Origin of the sequence: Paraglaciecola mesophila (genome assembly GCF_009906955.1) — a bacterium.
GTDB classification, from domain to species: domain Bacteria; phylum Pseudomonadota; class Gammaproteobacteria; order Enterobacterales; family Alteromonadaceae; genus Paraglaciecola; species Paraglaciecola mesophila_A.
This window is the reverse complement of the sequence record NZ_CP047656.1, coordinates 107,584-123,523: the sequence shown is the minus strand read 5'-3', so window position 1 is coordinate 123,523 and position 15,940 is coordinate 107,584. Positions and strand designations below refer to the sequence as shown.

At 45.2% G+C, this 15,940-nt stretch carries 14 protein-coding genes; 6 read left to right on the top strand and 8 right to left on the bottom strand.

All coding sequences use genetic code 11. The annotated features are described in order from the left end of the window. Positions 1-361: 361 nt before the first annotated feature. Together FX988_RS00515 and FX988_RS00510 are read right to left on the bottom strand one after the other, a co-directional pair. Positions 362-646 carry a YkgJ family cysteine cluster protein gene (locus FX988_RS00515; RefSeq protein WP_160177843.1) on the bottom strand — a complete coding sequence of 95 codons (285 nt, stop codon included), beginning with the start codon at positions 644-646 and terminating at the stop codon, positions 362-364. Positions 647-779: 133 nt separating this feature from the next. After that, the gene (locus FX988_RS00510; RefSeq protein WP_160177842.1) at positions 780-1,568 is read right to left on the bottom strand and encodes an isocitrate lyase/PEP mutase family protein; all 789 of its coding nucleotides are present in this window, start codon (positions 1,566-1,568) and stop codon (positions 780-782) included. A gap of 286 nt (positions 1,569-1,854) precedes the next feature. Between FX988_RS00510 and FX988_RS00505 the strand changes: the two genes are divergently transcribed. Then, positions 1,855-3,933, top strand: coding sequence for a S9 family peptidase (locus FX988_RS00505; RefSeq protein ID WP_160177841.1), 2,079 nt, complete (start codon positions 1,855-1,857; stop codon positions 3,931-3,933). Between the two features lie 112 nt (positions 3,934-4,045). Here FX988_RS00505 and FX988_RS00500 read toward each other — a convergent pair whose 3' ends face one another. Beyond that, on the bottom strand, positions 4,046-4,585 hold the full coding sequence (locus tag FX988_RS00500; RefSeq protein WP_160177840.1) for a DUF924 family protein: 540 nt from the start codon (positions 4,583-4,585) through the stop codon (positions 4,046-4,048). Between the two features lie 138 nt (positions 4,586-4,723). Here FX988_RS00500 and FX988_RS00495 point away from each other — a divergent pair, with 138 nt between their 5' ends. Further along, positions 4,724-5,893 carry an aspartyl/asparaginyl beta-hydroxylase domain-containing protein gene (locus tag FX988_RS00495; protein WP_160177839.1) on the top strand — a complete coding sequence of 390 codons (1,170 nt, stop codon included), beginning with the start codon at positions 4,724-4,726 and terminating at the stop codon, positions 5,891-5,893. Between the two features lie 49 nt (positions 5,894-5,942). Here the strand turns inward: FX988_RS00495 and FX988_RS00490 are convergent, their stop codons facing one another. After that, positions 5,943-6,125, bottom strand: coding sequence for a hypothetical protein (locus FX988_RS00490; RefSeq protein WP_160177838.1), 183 nt, complete (start codon positions 6,123-6,125; stop codon positions 5,943-5,945). 280 nt (positions 6,126-6,405) lie between these two features. Between FX988_RS00490 and FX988_RS00485 the strand changes: the two genes are divergently transcribed. Beyond that, positions 6,406-6,801, top strand: a complete 396-nt coding sequence (locus FX988_RS00485) for a DUF3718 domain-containing protein (RefSeq protein ID WP_160177837.1) — start codon at positions 6,406-6,408, stop codon at positions 6,799-6,801. 155 nt (positions 6,802-6,956) lie between these two features. Here FX988_RS00485 and FX988_RS00480 read toward each other — a convergent pair whose 3' ends face one another. From FX988_RS00480 to FX988_RS00465, 4 genes are read right to left on the bottom strand one after another with little or no spacing between them, the layout of a single operon-like run. Beyond that, positions 6,957-7,931 carry an NADPH:quinone oxidoreductase family protein gene (locus FX988_RS00480; protein WP_160177836.1) on the bottom strand — a complete coding sequence of 325 codons (975 nt, stop codon included), beginning with the start codon at positions 7,929-7,931 and terminating at the stop codon, positions 6,957-6,959. Positions 7,932-7,988: 57 nt separating this feature from the next. Then, a complete protein-coding gene (locus tag FX988_RS00475; protein WP_160177835.1) occupies positions 7,989-9,023 on the bottom strand; it encodes a phosphotransferase in 1,035 nt (344 codons plus the stop codon). A 12-nt stretch (positions 9,024-9,035) separates the two neighbouring features. After that, complete coding sequence (locus tag FX988_RS00470; RefSeq protein ID WP_160177834.1) at positions 9,036-10,262, bottom strand: acyl-CoA dehydrogenase family protein; 1,227 nt, start codon at positions 10,260-10,262, stop codon at positions 9,036-9,038. Positions 10,263-10,277: 15 nt separating this feature from the next. After that, positions 10,278-10,955, bottom strand: coding sequence for a histidine phosphatase family protein (locus FX988_RS00465; protein WP_160177833.1), 678 nt, complete (start codon positions 10,953-10,955; stop codon positions 10,278-10,280). Between the two features lie 337 nt (positions 10,956-11,292). On the opposite strand from FX988_RS00465, the gene FX988_RS00460 reads away from it, so the two are divergent. The 3 genes from FX988_RS00460 to FX988_RS00450 all read left to right on the top strand — a co-directional run bounded on the left by FX988_RS00460 (position 11,293) and on the right by FX988_RS00450 (position 15,908). Next, a complete protein-coding gene (locus FX988_RS00460) occupies positions 11,293-13,881 on the top strand; it encodes a TonB-dependent receptor (RefSeq protein ID WP_160177832.1) in 2,589 nt (862 codons plus the stop codon). A gap of 149 nt (positions 13,882-14,030) precedes the next feature. Continuing rightward, complete coding sequence (pepE, locus tag FX988_RS00455) at positions 14,031-14,744, top strand: dipeptidase PepE (RefSeq protein ID WP_160177831.1); 714 nt, start codon at positions 14,031-14,033, stop codon at positions 14,742-14,744. 156 nt (positions 14,745-14,900) lie between these two features. Continuing rightward, positions 14,901-15,908, top strand: coding sequence for an LLM class flavin-dependent oxidoreductase (locus FX988_RS00450; RefSeq protein WP_160177830.1), 1,008 nt, complete (start codon positions 14,901-14,903; stop codon positions 15,906-15,908). Positions 15,909-15,940: the final 32 nt, after the last annotated feature.

The following is a 15,940-nucleotide window of genomic DNA, read 5'->3' as shown; positions in this document are numbered from 1 at the left end:
CCATATTTGCCGATGGATCTAAGCAAGTTCAACACAAAGTGCTGGATAGAGCGCTGGAAATAACGCATTACAAAACACCAAGCCATGAATGCTGCCGGCGGACCGAATACTATTTTTAGCGAGGTTGCTGAAGTACGAAAGGTGACTGAAGCAGAATTAAGTGCAGCTTTGCCCAAGCAGCCAAGGCGATAACCTAATTCACAATATAAGGTTCACAATGAGTACACGCCCCTGAACTTTAGGTTTCTCTGTTGTATGTAAATGCTTTTGAAGTAAATTTTTCAAGGGGATTTATTCCATAGTGTGTGTTCCAGATCCGCTCTTAGTGTGTCGTTGTCATAAAGCGGAATTACGTGAGGCGTTATGTACGTTCATCTAGGCACTCGAACCCGCCCATTTCAAACTCTCGGCAAATAAGCGGCCGTTTATCGTATATGGTGCACAGCATGGTTTCACGGTCGACGGCTGCGCACCAGCCGTCTTCTAAACGAAGCATGACTTCCCCGCCCCACTTGTCTTGGGCGATAAACTTTTCTGGCACCCCAGTGTCGGTGATCAACATCACTTCAAGCCGACAACAATTCGCCCGGCACGTACTGCAAGTAATACCTTCATTAACAGGTACATTGGTTAGCTCGATAGTCACTTGTCTCCTTCGCCGTATCGGCTGCACATTTATCGCTCAAGGTGTTACACATTCGATTAGTCGTGGTCTCTATCACCTTTGAGTCATGCTAACACGGCAAAGGGCGTTCAACCGACAGCTTTGTTGTGGGATGTTATTGAAACAGTGAATCAAACGAGCCTTGCTCCCGGATATGCGTCAGTGTCGTTGCCAGTGAACCTAGCATATTTTCATACACAAAATTGCCCATACTTATGCGCTTTACCCCACATGCTTTCAATTCTGTAAAATTCGCTAACCCTGGCATGCACATAACATTTACCGGTAGGTCTGTGGTATTAACGATAGCGCGAATGTCTGGCAACGCCATCACGCCTGGTACAAAGATGCCATCCGCTCCGGCTTGTTGGTACAGCGCAATACGCGCTTGGGTATCGGCTAATATCTGTTCGTTGTCACCTCCTCCTAGCAGATAGGTGTCTGTGCGTACATTAAGAAACATATCAATCCCCTTAGCACACAGGTGATGTTTTACCTCCTTAATCACTTTGGCCAATGCCTGACCTGATTGAAGTACCCTTTGAGGTGGCTGCCCATCACTGACGGTTGTCACCCGGCTGTCTTCAATATTGACACCCGCAACGCCTAACCGCGCAAGTTGCAGTAGGTTATTTGCCACTTGCTCACTACTGCGGCCATAGCCCGATTCTATATCCACCGTCAGCGGTACGTTGACAGCCGATAAAATACGCTTCACTAAGTAAATCAGTTCACTAAACAACACCTGTTCGCCATCGTTTACACCTAACATACGCGCAATGGCAGCACTAGACGTACCTAAGGCTTTATAGCCTAGCTTTTCGCCCAGTTGCGCACTGGGTACATCCCATACGTTACAAATAATAAGCGGCTCTTGTTGTTGATGTAATGCTCTAAAAGTCATGTACCTTCTCCTTGTCAGTGGTATGGCCATATATCGATTGTCATGACCAAATCGCAACAGGAGGTTAGCAATGAAAAAGCTTGATGAAGCGTCAGATCCGGAACTGAATACAAAATATAAACGCACATCAGAGTCAAGGTGTAGTCACTCGGGGTATATCGGAAATCAACGGTAGCTCACCGCATTTCTAATTTTCCTTAGAGCAGTTTGTGGTAATTTAAGTGCGAGAAATATGTGAAACAACGATACACATACCAATAAAATAAAAACGACAGGGAACATTCACGTGAACTTAATTAAACACTCTATCGCGCTAGCGATACTAGCCGCACCAATAGCACTAACACCTCGCTTTGCAATGGCCGAAACGGCACAAAATACCTTAAAACTGGAAGATGTTTTTACCTTGGAATACGCATCAGGGCTGGATATTACCCACGATGGTGAAACGGTCTACTTCGTACGTAACTACATGGATATTCAACACGATAAAAAGCGTGGCAATATCTGGAAGGTCGACAAAAACAAGGTGATGACCCCAGTAACCAATGGTTTACACGCAGATTATAGCCCCACTCTTTCTCCAGACGAAAGTAAGTTAGCCTATATATCAACAGCCAGTGGTTCTGCACAAATTCACATCAAATGGCTAGACAGTGGCCAAACCGGTCAGATGACGCATCTCACTGGAGCGCCTTCTAATCTGAGTTGGTCCCCTGACGGCAAAATGCTCGCCTTTAGCCAATTTGTAAAAGGTAAGCCCAAATCCCCCGTGAGTTTATCCGGTAAACCTGAAGGCGCCAAATGGGCAGATTCCGCAATTTTCATCGACGATTTATTTTATCGTGCTGATGGCGCTGGGTATCTTCCAGCAGGGAATAGCCAAATTTTCGTCCTGTCAGCGGATGGCGGCACCCCGAGGCAGCTGACTGAAGGTGAGTTTGATCACGGTGGGAATATTAGTTGGAGCCGCGACAGTAAATCCATTGTATTTTCGGCCAATCGTCGTCAAGACAGTGACTTAGAGCTCACCGATGACAACCTTTACAAAATCGATGTAGCAACTGGCAACATGCTTGCGCTAACTGATCGTTTAGGCCCTGACAACAGCCCGAGCATCTCCCCCGACGGTAAGCTAATTGCTTATCTGGGATATGATGAAAAATATAGCAATTATGAAAATACCCAGCTTTACGTAATGGATGTTAACGGGGGTGTTAGTCGCTCTCTCACACCTCAATTTGACCGTTCTGTAGGCAGCATAAAATGGGCGAGCGATAGCAAAGGCCTCTACATGAGTTACGACGATAAGGGCGAAACGTATGTGGCGTATCAACCCTTAAATGGCCAAAGAAAAATCGTTGCACAGAAAGTCGGTGGCCTAGCGTTTGGCCGTCCTTATTCAGGTGGCGAATTCGACGTAGCCAACAATGGCACTGTGGCTTTTACTTACTCAAACCCCCAGCGCCCCGCTGACATTGCCATTCAAAAAGGTGATAAACCCCACATACTCACTCAACTGAATGAAGATGCGCTTGCTCATAAAGATATTGCCACCATCAAACCGTTAAACCTTAAATCCTCTTATGACGACTTACCTATTCAGGCCTGGGTGGCTTACCCTCCTGGGTTTGAACAAGGTAAAAAACAGGGTAAGCGCTATCCGCTCATTCTAGAAATACACGGTGGCCCAGTGGCAAATTACGGCCCGCATTTTTCGACCGAAATTCAACTTATGGCGGCCAAAGGCTATGTTGTGGTTTATGCAAATCCTAGAGGAAGTGACAGTTACGGCAAAGAGTTTGCGCAAACGATTGATAAAAACTACCCCAGCCAAGACTACGATGATTTGATGTCGACCGTGGATGCGGTTATTGCCCAAGGTGCAATCGATGAAGGAAACTTATTTGTCACAGGCGGCTCTGGCGGCGGTACGTTAACCGCGTGGATTGTCGGCCATACTGAGCGCTTTGCTGCGGCTGTTGTCGCCAAACCTGTAATAAATTGGTATAGCTTTGTACTGACCTCAGATTTCTACCCTTTTTTCTATAAAAATTGGTTTGGTAAAAAGCCATGGGAAGCGCAAGACTTATACATGAAGCACTCGCCTATTAGTTATGTGGGAAATGTCACCACGCCCACTATGTTGCTGACCGGTGAATCAGATCACCGTACGCCGATTTCAGAAACCGAGCAGTATTATCAGGCGTTGAAATTACAAGGGGTCGAATCCGCTATGGTACGTATTCCCGGCGCATCTCATGGTATATACGCTAGGCCCAGTAATTTAATGTCTAAGGTAGGTTATATTCTGTGGTGGTTTGATGAGCATCGCAGCGATGCCGAGTCATCAAACAACAAATAGCCAATAGCAATAAATTGATTAAAAAAACAGAGCAGGCGCACATTTTAAATTGCTGCCTGCCTTGTTTTTTCATAGTTGTTTTACATAGTTTTTTTACGTATCAACCACGTAATCAAAAACCCGAGTTGGGCTGCGTTAAAAACGCCCTTTCCTCTTCAGTTGAATGACGCTGTAATATGTCATTTCGATGAGGATAGCGTCCAAAGCGCTGAATAATAGCGAGGTGCTTTAACTCAAATTCACACGTATGTTTACTTGCTTTGTTTTCAAATAAAGATTGTGCCTGCTGGTGGATCACCATTGATTCGCTGTGCATAAACGGCATATACAAAAAATTGCGTTGCGGCTCACTCAAGTCGTCATCTGCTTTATTGCTAACCGCCTCTTGCGCAAGCGCCAACGCTAGCGGGTCGTGAATAAACGCTTGGGGTGTATCTCGATACATATTGCGTGAGAACTGATCGATGACAATAATTTCTGCCAACCGTCCAAGCGATGTGTTTCGCCATTGGCTTAGCTCACAGTTGATCGCCTGTTGGTGAAGCGCTGAAAAGCGCTCTTTTAACATCGCATCAAATCCGTCACTTTTTTGCCACCATTGCGCCGGCGTTATTTCATCAAACCAAAAAGTAATTATTTGTTGTTCATTCACAATGTGCTCCTTTATGGCAACCAGCAAAGGCACTGCTTAGGGTTTATTACCGTGAATAAGGGCTCAAACACATGAGCGGAAACTTGTTTTTTATCAGCTAAAAAAGTAGCTTAGCACGATAATAATAAGGAAAGCGTCATGAGCGATACATCTTTTATCCAACCACAATTGCAATCTGCGATTGGCCTACTGCAAAACGGCAAAATGCAACAGGCTAGAAATGCATTCGACACTCTGTGTCACCAAGCTCCTCAATTAACCCAAGCTTGGTTTGGCTTAGCCTACGCTTGTTCGCAATTACAAGACTACCCTGCGTCTATTGCAGCCATTGACAACGTCATTCAGCGAGAGCCTAAAAATGTTAAAGCACTCATTTTTAAAGCTGACCAATTGGTATACAACGACCAAGAGCGCATGGCTCTGGCATTTTACGAAGGGGCATTACAACTTACGACAAATCAGCAGAACTTGCCTGATGAAATTACACGGGGTTTAAAACGAGGGTTAGCCCTACGTGAAAAGTATGATAGTGAATACAGCAACTACTTGCTCAATGCGCTACAAAAGAAAGGCTATCAACGCGGTAAGCTCAGCCAACGTTTTGACGAAGCACTGGATATAAGCTTTGGGAAAAAAGAGATATTTTTGCAACAACCCACGCGTTTTTATTTTCCGGGGTTACCCCAACGGGCGTTTTATGAGCGCAGTGAGTTTCCTTGGTTAAATGCGCTAGAAGCAAAAACACCACATATAAAAGCCGAGCTACAAACCATGTTAAAGGGAAGTGAGCAATTTTCACCTTATCTTGAGCGTGGCAATGATGAACCGAATTTCGTTCAACATTTGGATATTGTTGATAACTTAAATTGGTCTGCCGCCTATTTTTGGCACTACGGAACGCTAGACGATGCCATTGCTCAACAATGCCCCATCACCAAGCGCGCGTTGGATGAAGTGCCCTTACCTTTTATAAGTGGGCAGACACCGGTAGCGCTTTTTTCAAAACTAAAAGCTGGCATTAAAATACCACCCCACCATGGCTTGTTAAATACACGTTTGATATGTCATTTGCCTATCATTGTTCCAGAAAATTGCGGTGGTCTGCGTGTAGGAAACCAAACCCGTACGTGGCAAGAAGGAAAAGCGCTTATTTTTGATGACAGTGTCGAACATGAAGCTTGGAATAACAGCAATGAAGAACGTGTGGTGTTACTTTTTGATATATGGCGCCCAGAACTTACTGAAGACGAAAGGCGTCTAATCACTGACATGTTGGTCGCTGTTGATGAATATTCAGAGCACCAATAGACAGCGCAAAAGTAAACAACGGCGAAGGTAAAGGTCAAATGTGCACTATTTAGCCTTTACTCGCGTTTGACCTTGAGCGAAATACCTTACCTAAGCCTAACCAGAATGCCGCCTCAAGTAGTATGCCGAGTACGAAAAACCCGACGACTCCCGTCATGCTGCCCGCTGAATAACAGACTAATGCCGCAAAAATAACGGCCAATGATAGTAACACCCTATAAAGTGTATTCATGTTAATCTCCTTAACCTTTTCCTTAATCCTTAGCCCCTACCCCTTTGAGCTATCGCCCATAGACAAAGCTGGTACATTTTTGAGAGTAAAGCATTAAGACTTTGGGAGAGCCAGTCTCGAACTGCAACAAAGTGTTGCATCCAGAGCCACTTTGACCTGGTTATAAGTATCAGACCTTATACCTTAGTATCGACATGTAGATTTTTTAATCAGCTTAAATAACGTTTAATTACCTCAACGAAACGAGATTAAACCAATAATAAAAACCGAGGAATTGACCATGTTGAAAATAGTTAAAACTTCTATCGCAATCGCTGCTACCGCTACTGTTTTTGCTACACCTGCTCACGCGGACGTAGCAGAAGCCTTGCAAAATATTTGCACTATCGTCAAAGCAGACGACAAAGGTGAGCTGCGCAAAAAGATGAAACGCGTTCAGTCTGACTACCGTCTTAAATTGCAAGACTATTACTCTGGTATTTCTTGTGGAGGCAATAGCCTTATTCGCACGGCCATGCTCAACGATGCAGTTGAAACAGGTACATTAATGGTGAAAAAGATGCCAAAAAGCGATTTGAGCGCTCCTGAGCAAGACGGAAAAACCGTTGTCGCTTGGGCCTCAGAAAATGGCTTAACGTCTTCCCCTATTGTTGCCGTATTGAACGACCGCATATAAATGCGCGATGACTTTCGCGTGTTGGCAGCCACCGTTTATCTACCGTTTTTGAACTGACGCAAGGAATAAAACAAAGCTAAATTTGGCTGTTGAACACGCACCAAAAAACAAAGGGCCTCAAATGAGGCCCTTTTTGTTAGCAAAAAAGAAATTTACTAAGGATTAAGTGACATTTTACCCTTAACTTCCCGCCCCATCACTTTATTTAGCGCATCTTTGGCTTGGGCTAATGGCAATGCTTGGTCCACCACTACTTTTACTTTTCCTTGCACATACCAAGTCAATAGCTCTTTCATATTTTGAGCAAAGTCTTGGGGTTGATGTTGAGTGAACGACCCCCAAAATACGCCGACCACGGAATAACCTTTGACTAATGACAAGTTAACCGGAAACTCTGGAATGGTGCCACCAGCAAAACCGACCACTAATAACCGCCCATTCCATGCCATACTGCGTGAGCAAGCATGGAACGTGTCACCGCCAACACATTCGTAAACCACATCAACACCTTTGCCGTTTGTCACCTCTTTTATGGCGCTCTTTAAATCTACTTCGCTGTAATTAATTAAAATGTCAGCACCGTTATCCTTCGCCATATCCAACTTTTCTTGGGTAGAGCAAACAGCAATCACTCTTGCGCCCATTTGCTTACCAATTTGCACTGCAGCAAGCCCTGTCCCTCCCGCAGCACCAGTCACGAGTAGCGTTTCTCCTGGCTGGATATTCGCCCTTTGCTTCAGGCCATGATGGGCGGTTGCATGAGCGGTCACTAAGCCGGCCGCTTCATCAAAAGAGATTTCATCAGGCAGCGGCATTACGTGGGTTGCCGCGCAAGAAACTTTTTCTGCATACCCGCCAAGCATACACAATGCGATCACGCGCTGACCGACTTTAAGGTGAGGCACACCTTCACCAATTTTGCTGATTACCCCAGCGACTTCGTTACCGGGAATAAAAGGCACTTCAGGCTTCATCTGATATAAGCCCTGTACAATTAGGCCGTCCGGAAAGTTGACACCGCAGGCTTTAATATCTACCACTACTTGGCCCTTGCCTGCTTGTGGGTTCGGTACGTCTTTGTATTCTAAGTCTTCTACAGGACCAAAAGCGTTACATACGATAGCTTTCATGTGTGACTCCGTTAATTGCCAAAACGCCGCTTCGAACGCGGCGAGTTTATAGGTTGTTTATTGAATGAGTTTTAACGCGTATTGCGCTAAGGGTTGTACCAACTTGCCGACTTGCAATGCCTCTTTGTTCGATGCATTACCATCAACAGCACGTTTGGCAACGCCTTGAGCGATGGCGCCGAGCCTGAAAAAACTAAACGCGAGGTAAAAGTTCCAGTTTTCGATTTGCTCAATGCCGACCAAGTCGCAATATTGGGCTACATATTCTTCTTCACTTGGAATACCAAGCTCTGCTCGGTCTACGTCACCTAACCCGGTCGCTTTACCCACGTTGTCCGGCAGGCGCAGTTGCATGCATTGGTACGCTAAGTCAGCATACGGATGGCCCAAGGTAGATAGTTCCCAATCGAGCACCGCAATAATGTCAGTGGAATCTTTAGCGAACATTAAATTGTCCATTCGATAATCACCGTGCACCAAGGACACTTTGCCATCGTCCGCAGGAATATTGGCTTCTAACCAAGCAATGAGGGTATCCATTTCAGGAATAACCTGAATTTCTGACAAACGGTACTGCTTGGTCCAGCGACTAATTTGACGCTCAAAATAGTTGCCGGGCTTGCCGTAATCCCCTAAGCCGACTTCATCTACGTTCACGCAGTGCATGGTGGCCATCACCTTAACCATGTTTTGATACATAGTGCCCCGCGTTTGCATGTCGTTCATGTCAGGCAACGAGCTGTCCCAATAAATGTTGCCGTCCATAAACTCCATGACATAAAACATGCTACCGATAACATCGATATCTTCACAAAGGTGGTAAACCTTAGCAACGGGTACATCTGTGTTTTCTAGCGCTTTAATAACGCGATACTCGCGGTCAACGGCATGGGCTGACTTCAACAATTTACCCGGCGGCTGACGACGCAACACATAAGTTGCGTTCGCGGTTTGTAGTTTGAAGGTAGGATTAGACTGCCCACCAGCAAACTTCGTAGCAGTCACAGGACCACTAAAACCGGGAATATGCTCAGCTAAATAAGTGGCTAGTCGTGCTTCGTCTAATTGCTCTACACCGCTTTGCTTACTCATTGCTCACTCCATTTATGCATTGTGATCTTTAATTAAATTACGCCCTAATTGCATCATGTGCACCTGATCTGGGCCATCCGCCAAGCGGATCGTTCGCGCATACGCGTAGCTTGCAGCTAAGCTAAAGTCTTGGCTTGTACCAGCTGCACCGTGCATCTGAATCGCTTGGTCAATTACGTTGCACGCCATAGTAGGAGCAACAATTTTAATAGCAGCAATTATATCTCGTGCCACCTTGTTACCGTATCGGTCCATTTTGTCAGCGGCTTTTAGCGTTAGCAAACGAGCTTGCTCGATCTCGCAGTGCATTTTTGCAATGCTTTCACGTACCGATTGCTGCTTACTCAATGGTTGACCAAATGCAACGCGAGACTCTACCCGTTCACACGCCAAATCAAGGGCTCGCTGTGCACAGCCAATCAAGCGCATACAATGGTGAATTCGACCCGGCCCTAAACGCCCCTGAGCAATTTCAAACCCTTTACCCTCACCCACCAATAAACTTGACGCGGGTACTCTTACGTTTTCAAACAACACTTCAGCGTGGCCAACCGGCTCATCATAAAAGCCCATGCCACTTAATGGACGTACAACCGTAACGCCTTTGGTGTCAATGGGTACAAGGATTTGTGATTGTTGTTCGTGACGCGCTGCCGTAGGGTCAGTTTTACCCATGACAACTAAAATCTTACAATCTTCATTCATGGCGCCACTGGTATACCACTTACGGCCGTTAATCACATATTCATCACCGTCTCGAGTAATAGACGTTTCAATATTGGTTGCATCTGATGAGGCAACCGCAGGCTCTGTCATCGCAAAACCTGAACGAATTTTTCCTTCAAGCAAAGGCTCTAACCATTTTTTCTTGTCTTCCTCTGACCCATAACGAGCAAGCACTTCCATGTTGCCTGTATCGGGTGCGCTACAGTTAAATACTTCTGAGCTAAACATGACTCGGCCCATGATTTCACATAAGGGAGCGTATTCAAGGTTATTTAAACCAGCGCCGTATGGTAAATACTCTTCAGGAAGGAAAAGATTCCATAAACCTGCAGCTTTGGCTTTTTCTTTTAATTCTTCTATGAGCGGCAGTGTTTTCCAACGTGTTTCGGGATTGGTTGATGCTGCTTCAACATCTGCGAGATATTGTTTCTCATTTGGGTAGATATGCTCGTCCATAAACGCTTCTAAACGGGCGATAAGATCTTTGGTTTTTTCTGAATAATCGAAGTTCATAGTATTTTATTCCATTTAACTAAACGTGACGGCACCCACACGCTCGGGGATATCGAGATGAGGTACATTATTGAAGCTGCTTAACCGCACCGCATCGCGGTTAAAGAAAAACTGACTGTAACTGGCATTGCGTACTTGCATATTGAGTTCAATAACATGCTTAGCTTCAAGCTCAAGCACCAGACTCATTAGCATAGAAATAGCGCCGCCAGAACTGACGAGGAGAATAGGTTTTTGGTGACTCTGCTGGCGCATGGCATTTAAAACGTCAAGCACACGTTGGCGAAATTCAGCCCATGTCTCATTTAACATGCTCGGTTCAAGCTGCTCACTTGACCATGCCCCCATGGCTTTCTTAAGTAAGCGGTAATACTCGGCTGGTGGCGCGCCTTTTTGTACCACGTCTTTTGGATGCAGGGCCAAATAAGCGGCCGCAATATTCTGAAAGTCGAACTCATTTAAGCCAGTGTGGGTCACATTGGCAATATCCGTGTTCAACCCCTTACAGATCCCCGCTGCTGTTTCTTGGTGGCGCACCATTTCACCTAACCACAGTTGACCGAACGTCATGTTTCGTTGCGCGAAGTACTCACCTAACCATACAGACTGCTGATGGCCTAACTTACTCAGTTTATCGTAATTCGCTGCGCCGAAAGACGCTTGACCATGACGAACAATATAAAACTCTGACATCGCACCACCTCAATTTATAAGTGAAATGATAGTAGAGACAAAGCTATTATTAGTTTAATTGATTCTTTTAATGGTTTTGTATTGATCTACTTTATGCTTAGCCGTAAAAGCAGCAAAGATAAGGAGCTCAAGGCAACTGGTTGATATTTTGGATTGAAAAACCAGCATTAACATTTAACTAACGTATTATTTACTTTAGTTCAAAAAACTTGCACTCTTATGCTCATCTGACTAGTTGCTTAATTCGCAATGTGTTGGATATCGTCATTCCTCATCGCACAAAACTCAAATAACAAGGCGTGAGGATCAAGAGCTAACACATTGAGAGAAGTATAAAATGCCAATTTTACCGAATCGCTTAAAACGTACTCCCATCGCCTCAGTTATCGGTTTAGCGCTTGCGCTAAACAGTGGTTTATCTGCAGCCCAGGACGCCACACCAGATGATAAAGGACTAGAAACGATAACCGTAACCGCGCAAAAACGTGCACAAAATCTTCAAGAAGTGCCTGTGGCAGTCACTGCCTTTACAGGTGAGGCTATGGCTGAAGCAGTCATTAAAGATATGTACGATCTGCAAACCAATGTGCCTGGCTTAGGTGCCTTTCAAAGTCAAAGTGCCACAAATTCTAGCTTCTCTATTCGTGGTGTAGGTACATCGTCACAAAACTTCGGGTTGGAGTCGTCAGTGGGTTTATACGTAGACGGTGTTTATCGTGCTCGTCAAAACTCCATGATCAATAACTTGGTGGATATAGCAGCAGTTGAAGTTTTGCGCGGTCCTCAAGGCACCCTATTTGGTAAAAATACCCCCTCAGGAGCAATTTTATTATCTACGGTCGCACCGAGTCATGGTGGCGGAGATGGGTTTGTTGAAGCAACGGTGGGTAATTATGGTTTAGTTAACTTATCAGGTGCGATGTCAATCTCTGCTATTGACGACGTGTTAGCATTTCGCGTCACTGGTTTTTCAAGTAACCGCGACGGCACAATTAGCGATGTTAACTTCGGTGAAGACGTACTAAATGATCGCGATAGGTTCGGAGGTCGCATACAGGCACTTTATACCCCAAGTGAAGATGTTTCAGTTCGCGTCATTGCAGATTACGCAGAAATTGACGAAATTTGCTGTGGTGCACCCGTACAGTTAAGTAACTTTCAAGCCAATGAAATCCCGGGGAAGTTTGGCACAGATGCCATTCTACCAACATTAGGTGGCACAGTGTTTGAAGGCGGTAATGCTTTTTATGACAGAGAAGTCGCCGTGTCATTTTTGCCTGTTGCCACAATGAAAGACCGGGGTATTTCAGCCGAATTAGATTGGGAGTTAGACGACAACTATACGTTTGTATCTATTTCTGCTTTTCGTTCATTTGATTCCTACGACAACATCGACAGTGACTTCACTGATGCTGATTTGTTTGGCACCAGCAACGATTCAGAGCAAAGCTCGTTTTCCCAAGAATTTCGATTAGATTACACCAGCGACGATTTAAACTTCATTTTAGGTGCTTATTACTTCACTCAAGATTTAGATTTAGACTACAGCCTGTACACAGACAATATCTTTGAAGGCTTTGCTCTTGGTGTACTTGGCCAAACGGTAGATGGCTTAACAGGGACCCCAGGGTCATTTAACGGCTTACTCGCAGGTATTGATGGTCTAGCTAGCGCCGGCCTAATCGCCCCCCGAGCAGCTGCGGCGCCTGCCGGAACAGGTTTCGATCATGTGGCTGAACAAGAGCACAAAAGTTACGCGGTGTTCGGCCAGTTTGATTATAAGTTAAATGACCAATTCACTCTTACCGCTGGTTTACGTTTTACCAAAGAAGAAAAAGATTTACTCACTGTCTTCACTGAAGTAGGTCCAGGCATTAATGGTTTAGCAGGTAACACACCTGTTGATTTAGTGTCAGCCTTAACTGTGGCAGGCGGAATTGCTGCTGGAGCAATTGATTTGACTACAGCTGAAGGACAAGCTGCTTTAGGTGCATTTCAAGGGTTTACAGAGGCTGGCTGGGCGTTTCCTTTATTAGGTGACACCACGCGCCCGCGCAGCAATATTCAGGAGAGCTTAAGTGATGACCAAATCAGTGGCACGTTAAAACTTAGCTATCAACCTGATACAGACACCTTACTCTATGCGTCATACGGTAATGGCTACAAATCAGGCGGCACTAACACGGATCGCATTGCAGCCACTTTTAACCCAATATTTGATGCTGAGACCTCTCAGTCTTTCGAGTTGGGTATTAAAAAGGACTTCCGCGAACATGACTTGCGGGTAAATGCCGCTGCCCACTACACCACAGTGGATGACTTCCAAGCAAACACCTTTACCGGAAATGGTTTTAATTTACAAAACGCCGGTGACTATGAAATATCAGGTATGGAATTAGAAGCCACTTGGTTACCGATGGACACTGTAGAAGTGCACTTTGGCTATGCGTTAGTCAAAGCAGAGTATAAAACCTTTGAAGCAGGAAACTGCTGGACAGCTTACACTTGGCATACAGGGATAGACGATCCAGGTCGGGTAAATCCAACGGACGGATTCTGTGATCGCTCTGGTGATCGTCCAGGTGGCGAACCTGAGAACTATGCAGTGTTGAGTGTCAAAAAAGACTTCGAAATTGGCGACAGCATCTACGCGTATATCCAAGGTGAATACAGCTATACAGGCGACATCATATTAGATGGCAGTAACGACCCATACGCGGTGCAAGACTCCTATAATATTATGAATTTGCGCTTGTTTATGAACTTCACTGATTACGACATGGACGTAATTTTATGGGGTCGAAATGTGTTAGACGAAGAGTACATCAACCGTACTAACTTCAACACGCCGCTACAAGAAGGTAAATTAAATGCTTATATGGCGGAGCCTGCTACTTATGGGATCACGGTGAAAAAACGCTTCTAATTAATGGCTAGGTTGACTGCTGCAACTTGACCAAAACCGGCACATTGAGTGAATACACGCGTTGCTCAATATGCCGGTTTTTTTATTGCCTGAAATTGTAAAATTGAATTGGTATCATAATGTTTTAATCAGCATATCGAGGACCCCTTTTGAATTTATTTATGTTAAGCAGCTCGCGCGCAGGGGATGAAGCTTATTTAGCCCATGCTAAAGAAATGATCGGGTCTCATCTCACTGGGTGCCAACGCATTGTCTTTATCCCGTATGCTGGGGTGACGATTGATTGGCCGACTTATACCGAAAAAGTGCAACGTGCCCTGCCCGAGCTCAATATTGTTAGCATAGAATCATTTGACGATCCTAAATCAGCAATTGAGCAAGCAGACGCCATCATGGTTGGTGGTGGTAACACCTTTCATTTACTGCATCAGCTATATTCAAATGACCTTATTCATCCTATACAAGTACGTGTGAAACAAGGGTTGCCCTATGTTGGCTGGAGCGCAGGTTCTAATATTTGTGGCACGTCAATTTGTACTACCAATGACATGCCGATTATTTATCCACCATCGTTTGATGCTTTGGCACTTGTGCCGTTTCAATTAAATCCACATTACAGTGATTATCAACCTCCTGGGCACAATGGCGAAACCCGTGCCCAGCGAATTGAGGAATTTTGTGTACTAAACCCTAGCGTACCCGTTTTAGGCATCAAAGAGGGCACGGCCCTAGTGCGAAAAAACGATACGCTAACGCTTAAAGGTCAACTTACCGGTGTAGTATTCAGAGGCCGTCAACAAAACATCATCCACGCCGAGGATGATTTATCTGAATATTTAAAGCCTACCCCTAACAATCCCTAAGTCTAGATACGCTAGCGCTAAACTGCGCTGTTTTCGTTAAGCGAATGCGCTAGTCGTATACCCCCAGTAAATAGTGACAATTTTTGACGGGTGCTTGTTTTCATTTCAATGCACCCCCACCTGTTTTTCATACGTCGCATTCAAGGACATTACTAAATGACACCCACAACGCCATTTTCCATTTTAGATTTAGCCCCGATAGCACAAGGGCAATCTATTTCTCAAACATTAGAAAACAGTCGACAAATGGCAGTTCAGGCAGAACAGCTCGGATACCAGCGTATTTGGCTTGCCGAACATCACGGAATGCGCGGAGTCGGTAGCTCAGCGACGGCCGTTGTTTTAGGGCATATCGGCGCTGCTACGAATAGAATACGAATAGGCTCTGGAGGAGTGATGTTACCGAATCACTCCCCCCTTATTATTGCCGAGCAATTTGGTACACTCGCGGCGCTTTTTCCAGACAGGGTCGATTTAGGTTTAGGCCGCGCGCCCGGAACTGATATGGCAACCGCAAAAGCGCTAAGGCGTAACATGCAAGCCGGCGTAGAAGATTACCCTAACGATATTCGTGCCTTACAGAGCTATTTGGGTACCCCAACGCCTGAACAAAAAATTCTCGCTATCCCCGGCAGTGACAGTCACGTTCCATTATGGTTACTGGGTTCAAGCTTATACAGTGCACAGCTAGCAGCACAATTCGGTTTGCCTTATTCGTTCGCCTCTCACTTTGCGCCTGACGCTTTGTTCGACGCGCTAAATATTTATCGCAGGCAGTTTCAACCTTCCCCGCAGTTAGAACGGCCCTACATCATGGCTGGGGTGATGGCTGTGATTGCTGATACCGATGAGGAAGCACGATACTTATATACCTCATTACAACAGCAATTTGCTAACTTACGTAGAGGGGCCAATAAACCATTCGCTCGGCCAGTGGATGATATTCATACCGTTTGTAGCCCTGCTGAGTTGTCGATGATTGCGCACACCTTACAATACGCAATTGTTGGCTCAGCCGAGACAGCGCATAAGCAGTTAAAGACATTCATTGAAAATACCCAAGTAGATGAGGTTATTTTTTCATTTCCAATACATGATCAAAACGCCCGTTTGCACAGTATGCGATTGCTAGCCAACAGCCCGAACATGCAAAGCCAAATCTAATGTGAGTGTTTTATTATCCCAATTAGACTAAT

Bases quoted from the DNA above. Each gene is read 5' to 3' on its own strand.
- FX988_RS00510 (WP_160177842.1), bottom strand. From the start codon at position 1,568: ATGACTTTTAGAGCATTACATCAACAACAAGAGCCGCTTATTATTTGT.
- FX988_RS00495 (WP_160177839.1), top strand. From the start codon at position 4,724: ATGAGCGATACATCTTTTATCCAACCACAATTGCAATCTGCGATTGGC.
- FX988_RS00490 (WP_160177838.1), bottom strand. From the start codon at position 6,125: ATGAATACACTTTATAGGGTGTTACTATCATTGGCCGTTATTTTTGCG.
- FX988_RS00485 (WP_160177837.1), top strand. From the start codon at position 6,406: ATGTTGAAAATAGTTAAAACTTCTATCGCAATCGCTGCTACCGCTACT.
- FX988_RS00480 (WP_160177836.1), bottom strand. From the start codon at position 7,931: ATGAAAGCTATCGTATGTAACGCTTTTGGTCCTGTAGAAGACTTAGAA.
- FX988_RS00475 (WP_160177835.1), bottom strand. From the start codon at position 9,023: ATGAGTAAGCAAAGCGGTGTAGAGCAATTAGACGAAGCACGACTAGCC.
- FX988_RS00470 (WP_160177834.1), bottom strand. From the start codon at position 10,262: ATGAACTTCGATTATTCAGAAAAAACCAAAGATCTTATCGCCCGTTTA.
- FX988_RS00465 (WP_160177833.1), bottom strand. From the start codon at position 10,955: ATGTCAGAGTTTTATATTGTTCGTCATGGTCAAGCGTCTTTCGGCGCA.
- FX988_RS00460 (WP_160177832.1), top strand. From the start codon at position 11,293: ATGCCAATTTTACCGAATCGCTTAAAACGTACTCCCATCGCCTCAGTT.
- FX988_RS00450 (WP_160177830.1), top strand. From the start codon at position 14,901: ATGACACCCACAACGCCATTTTCCATTTTAGATTTAGCCCCGATAGCA.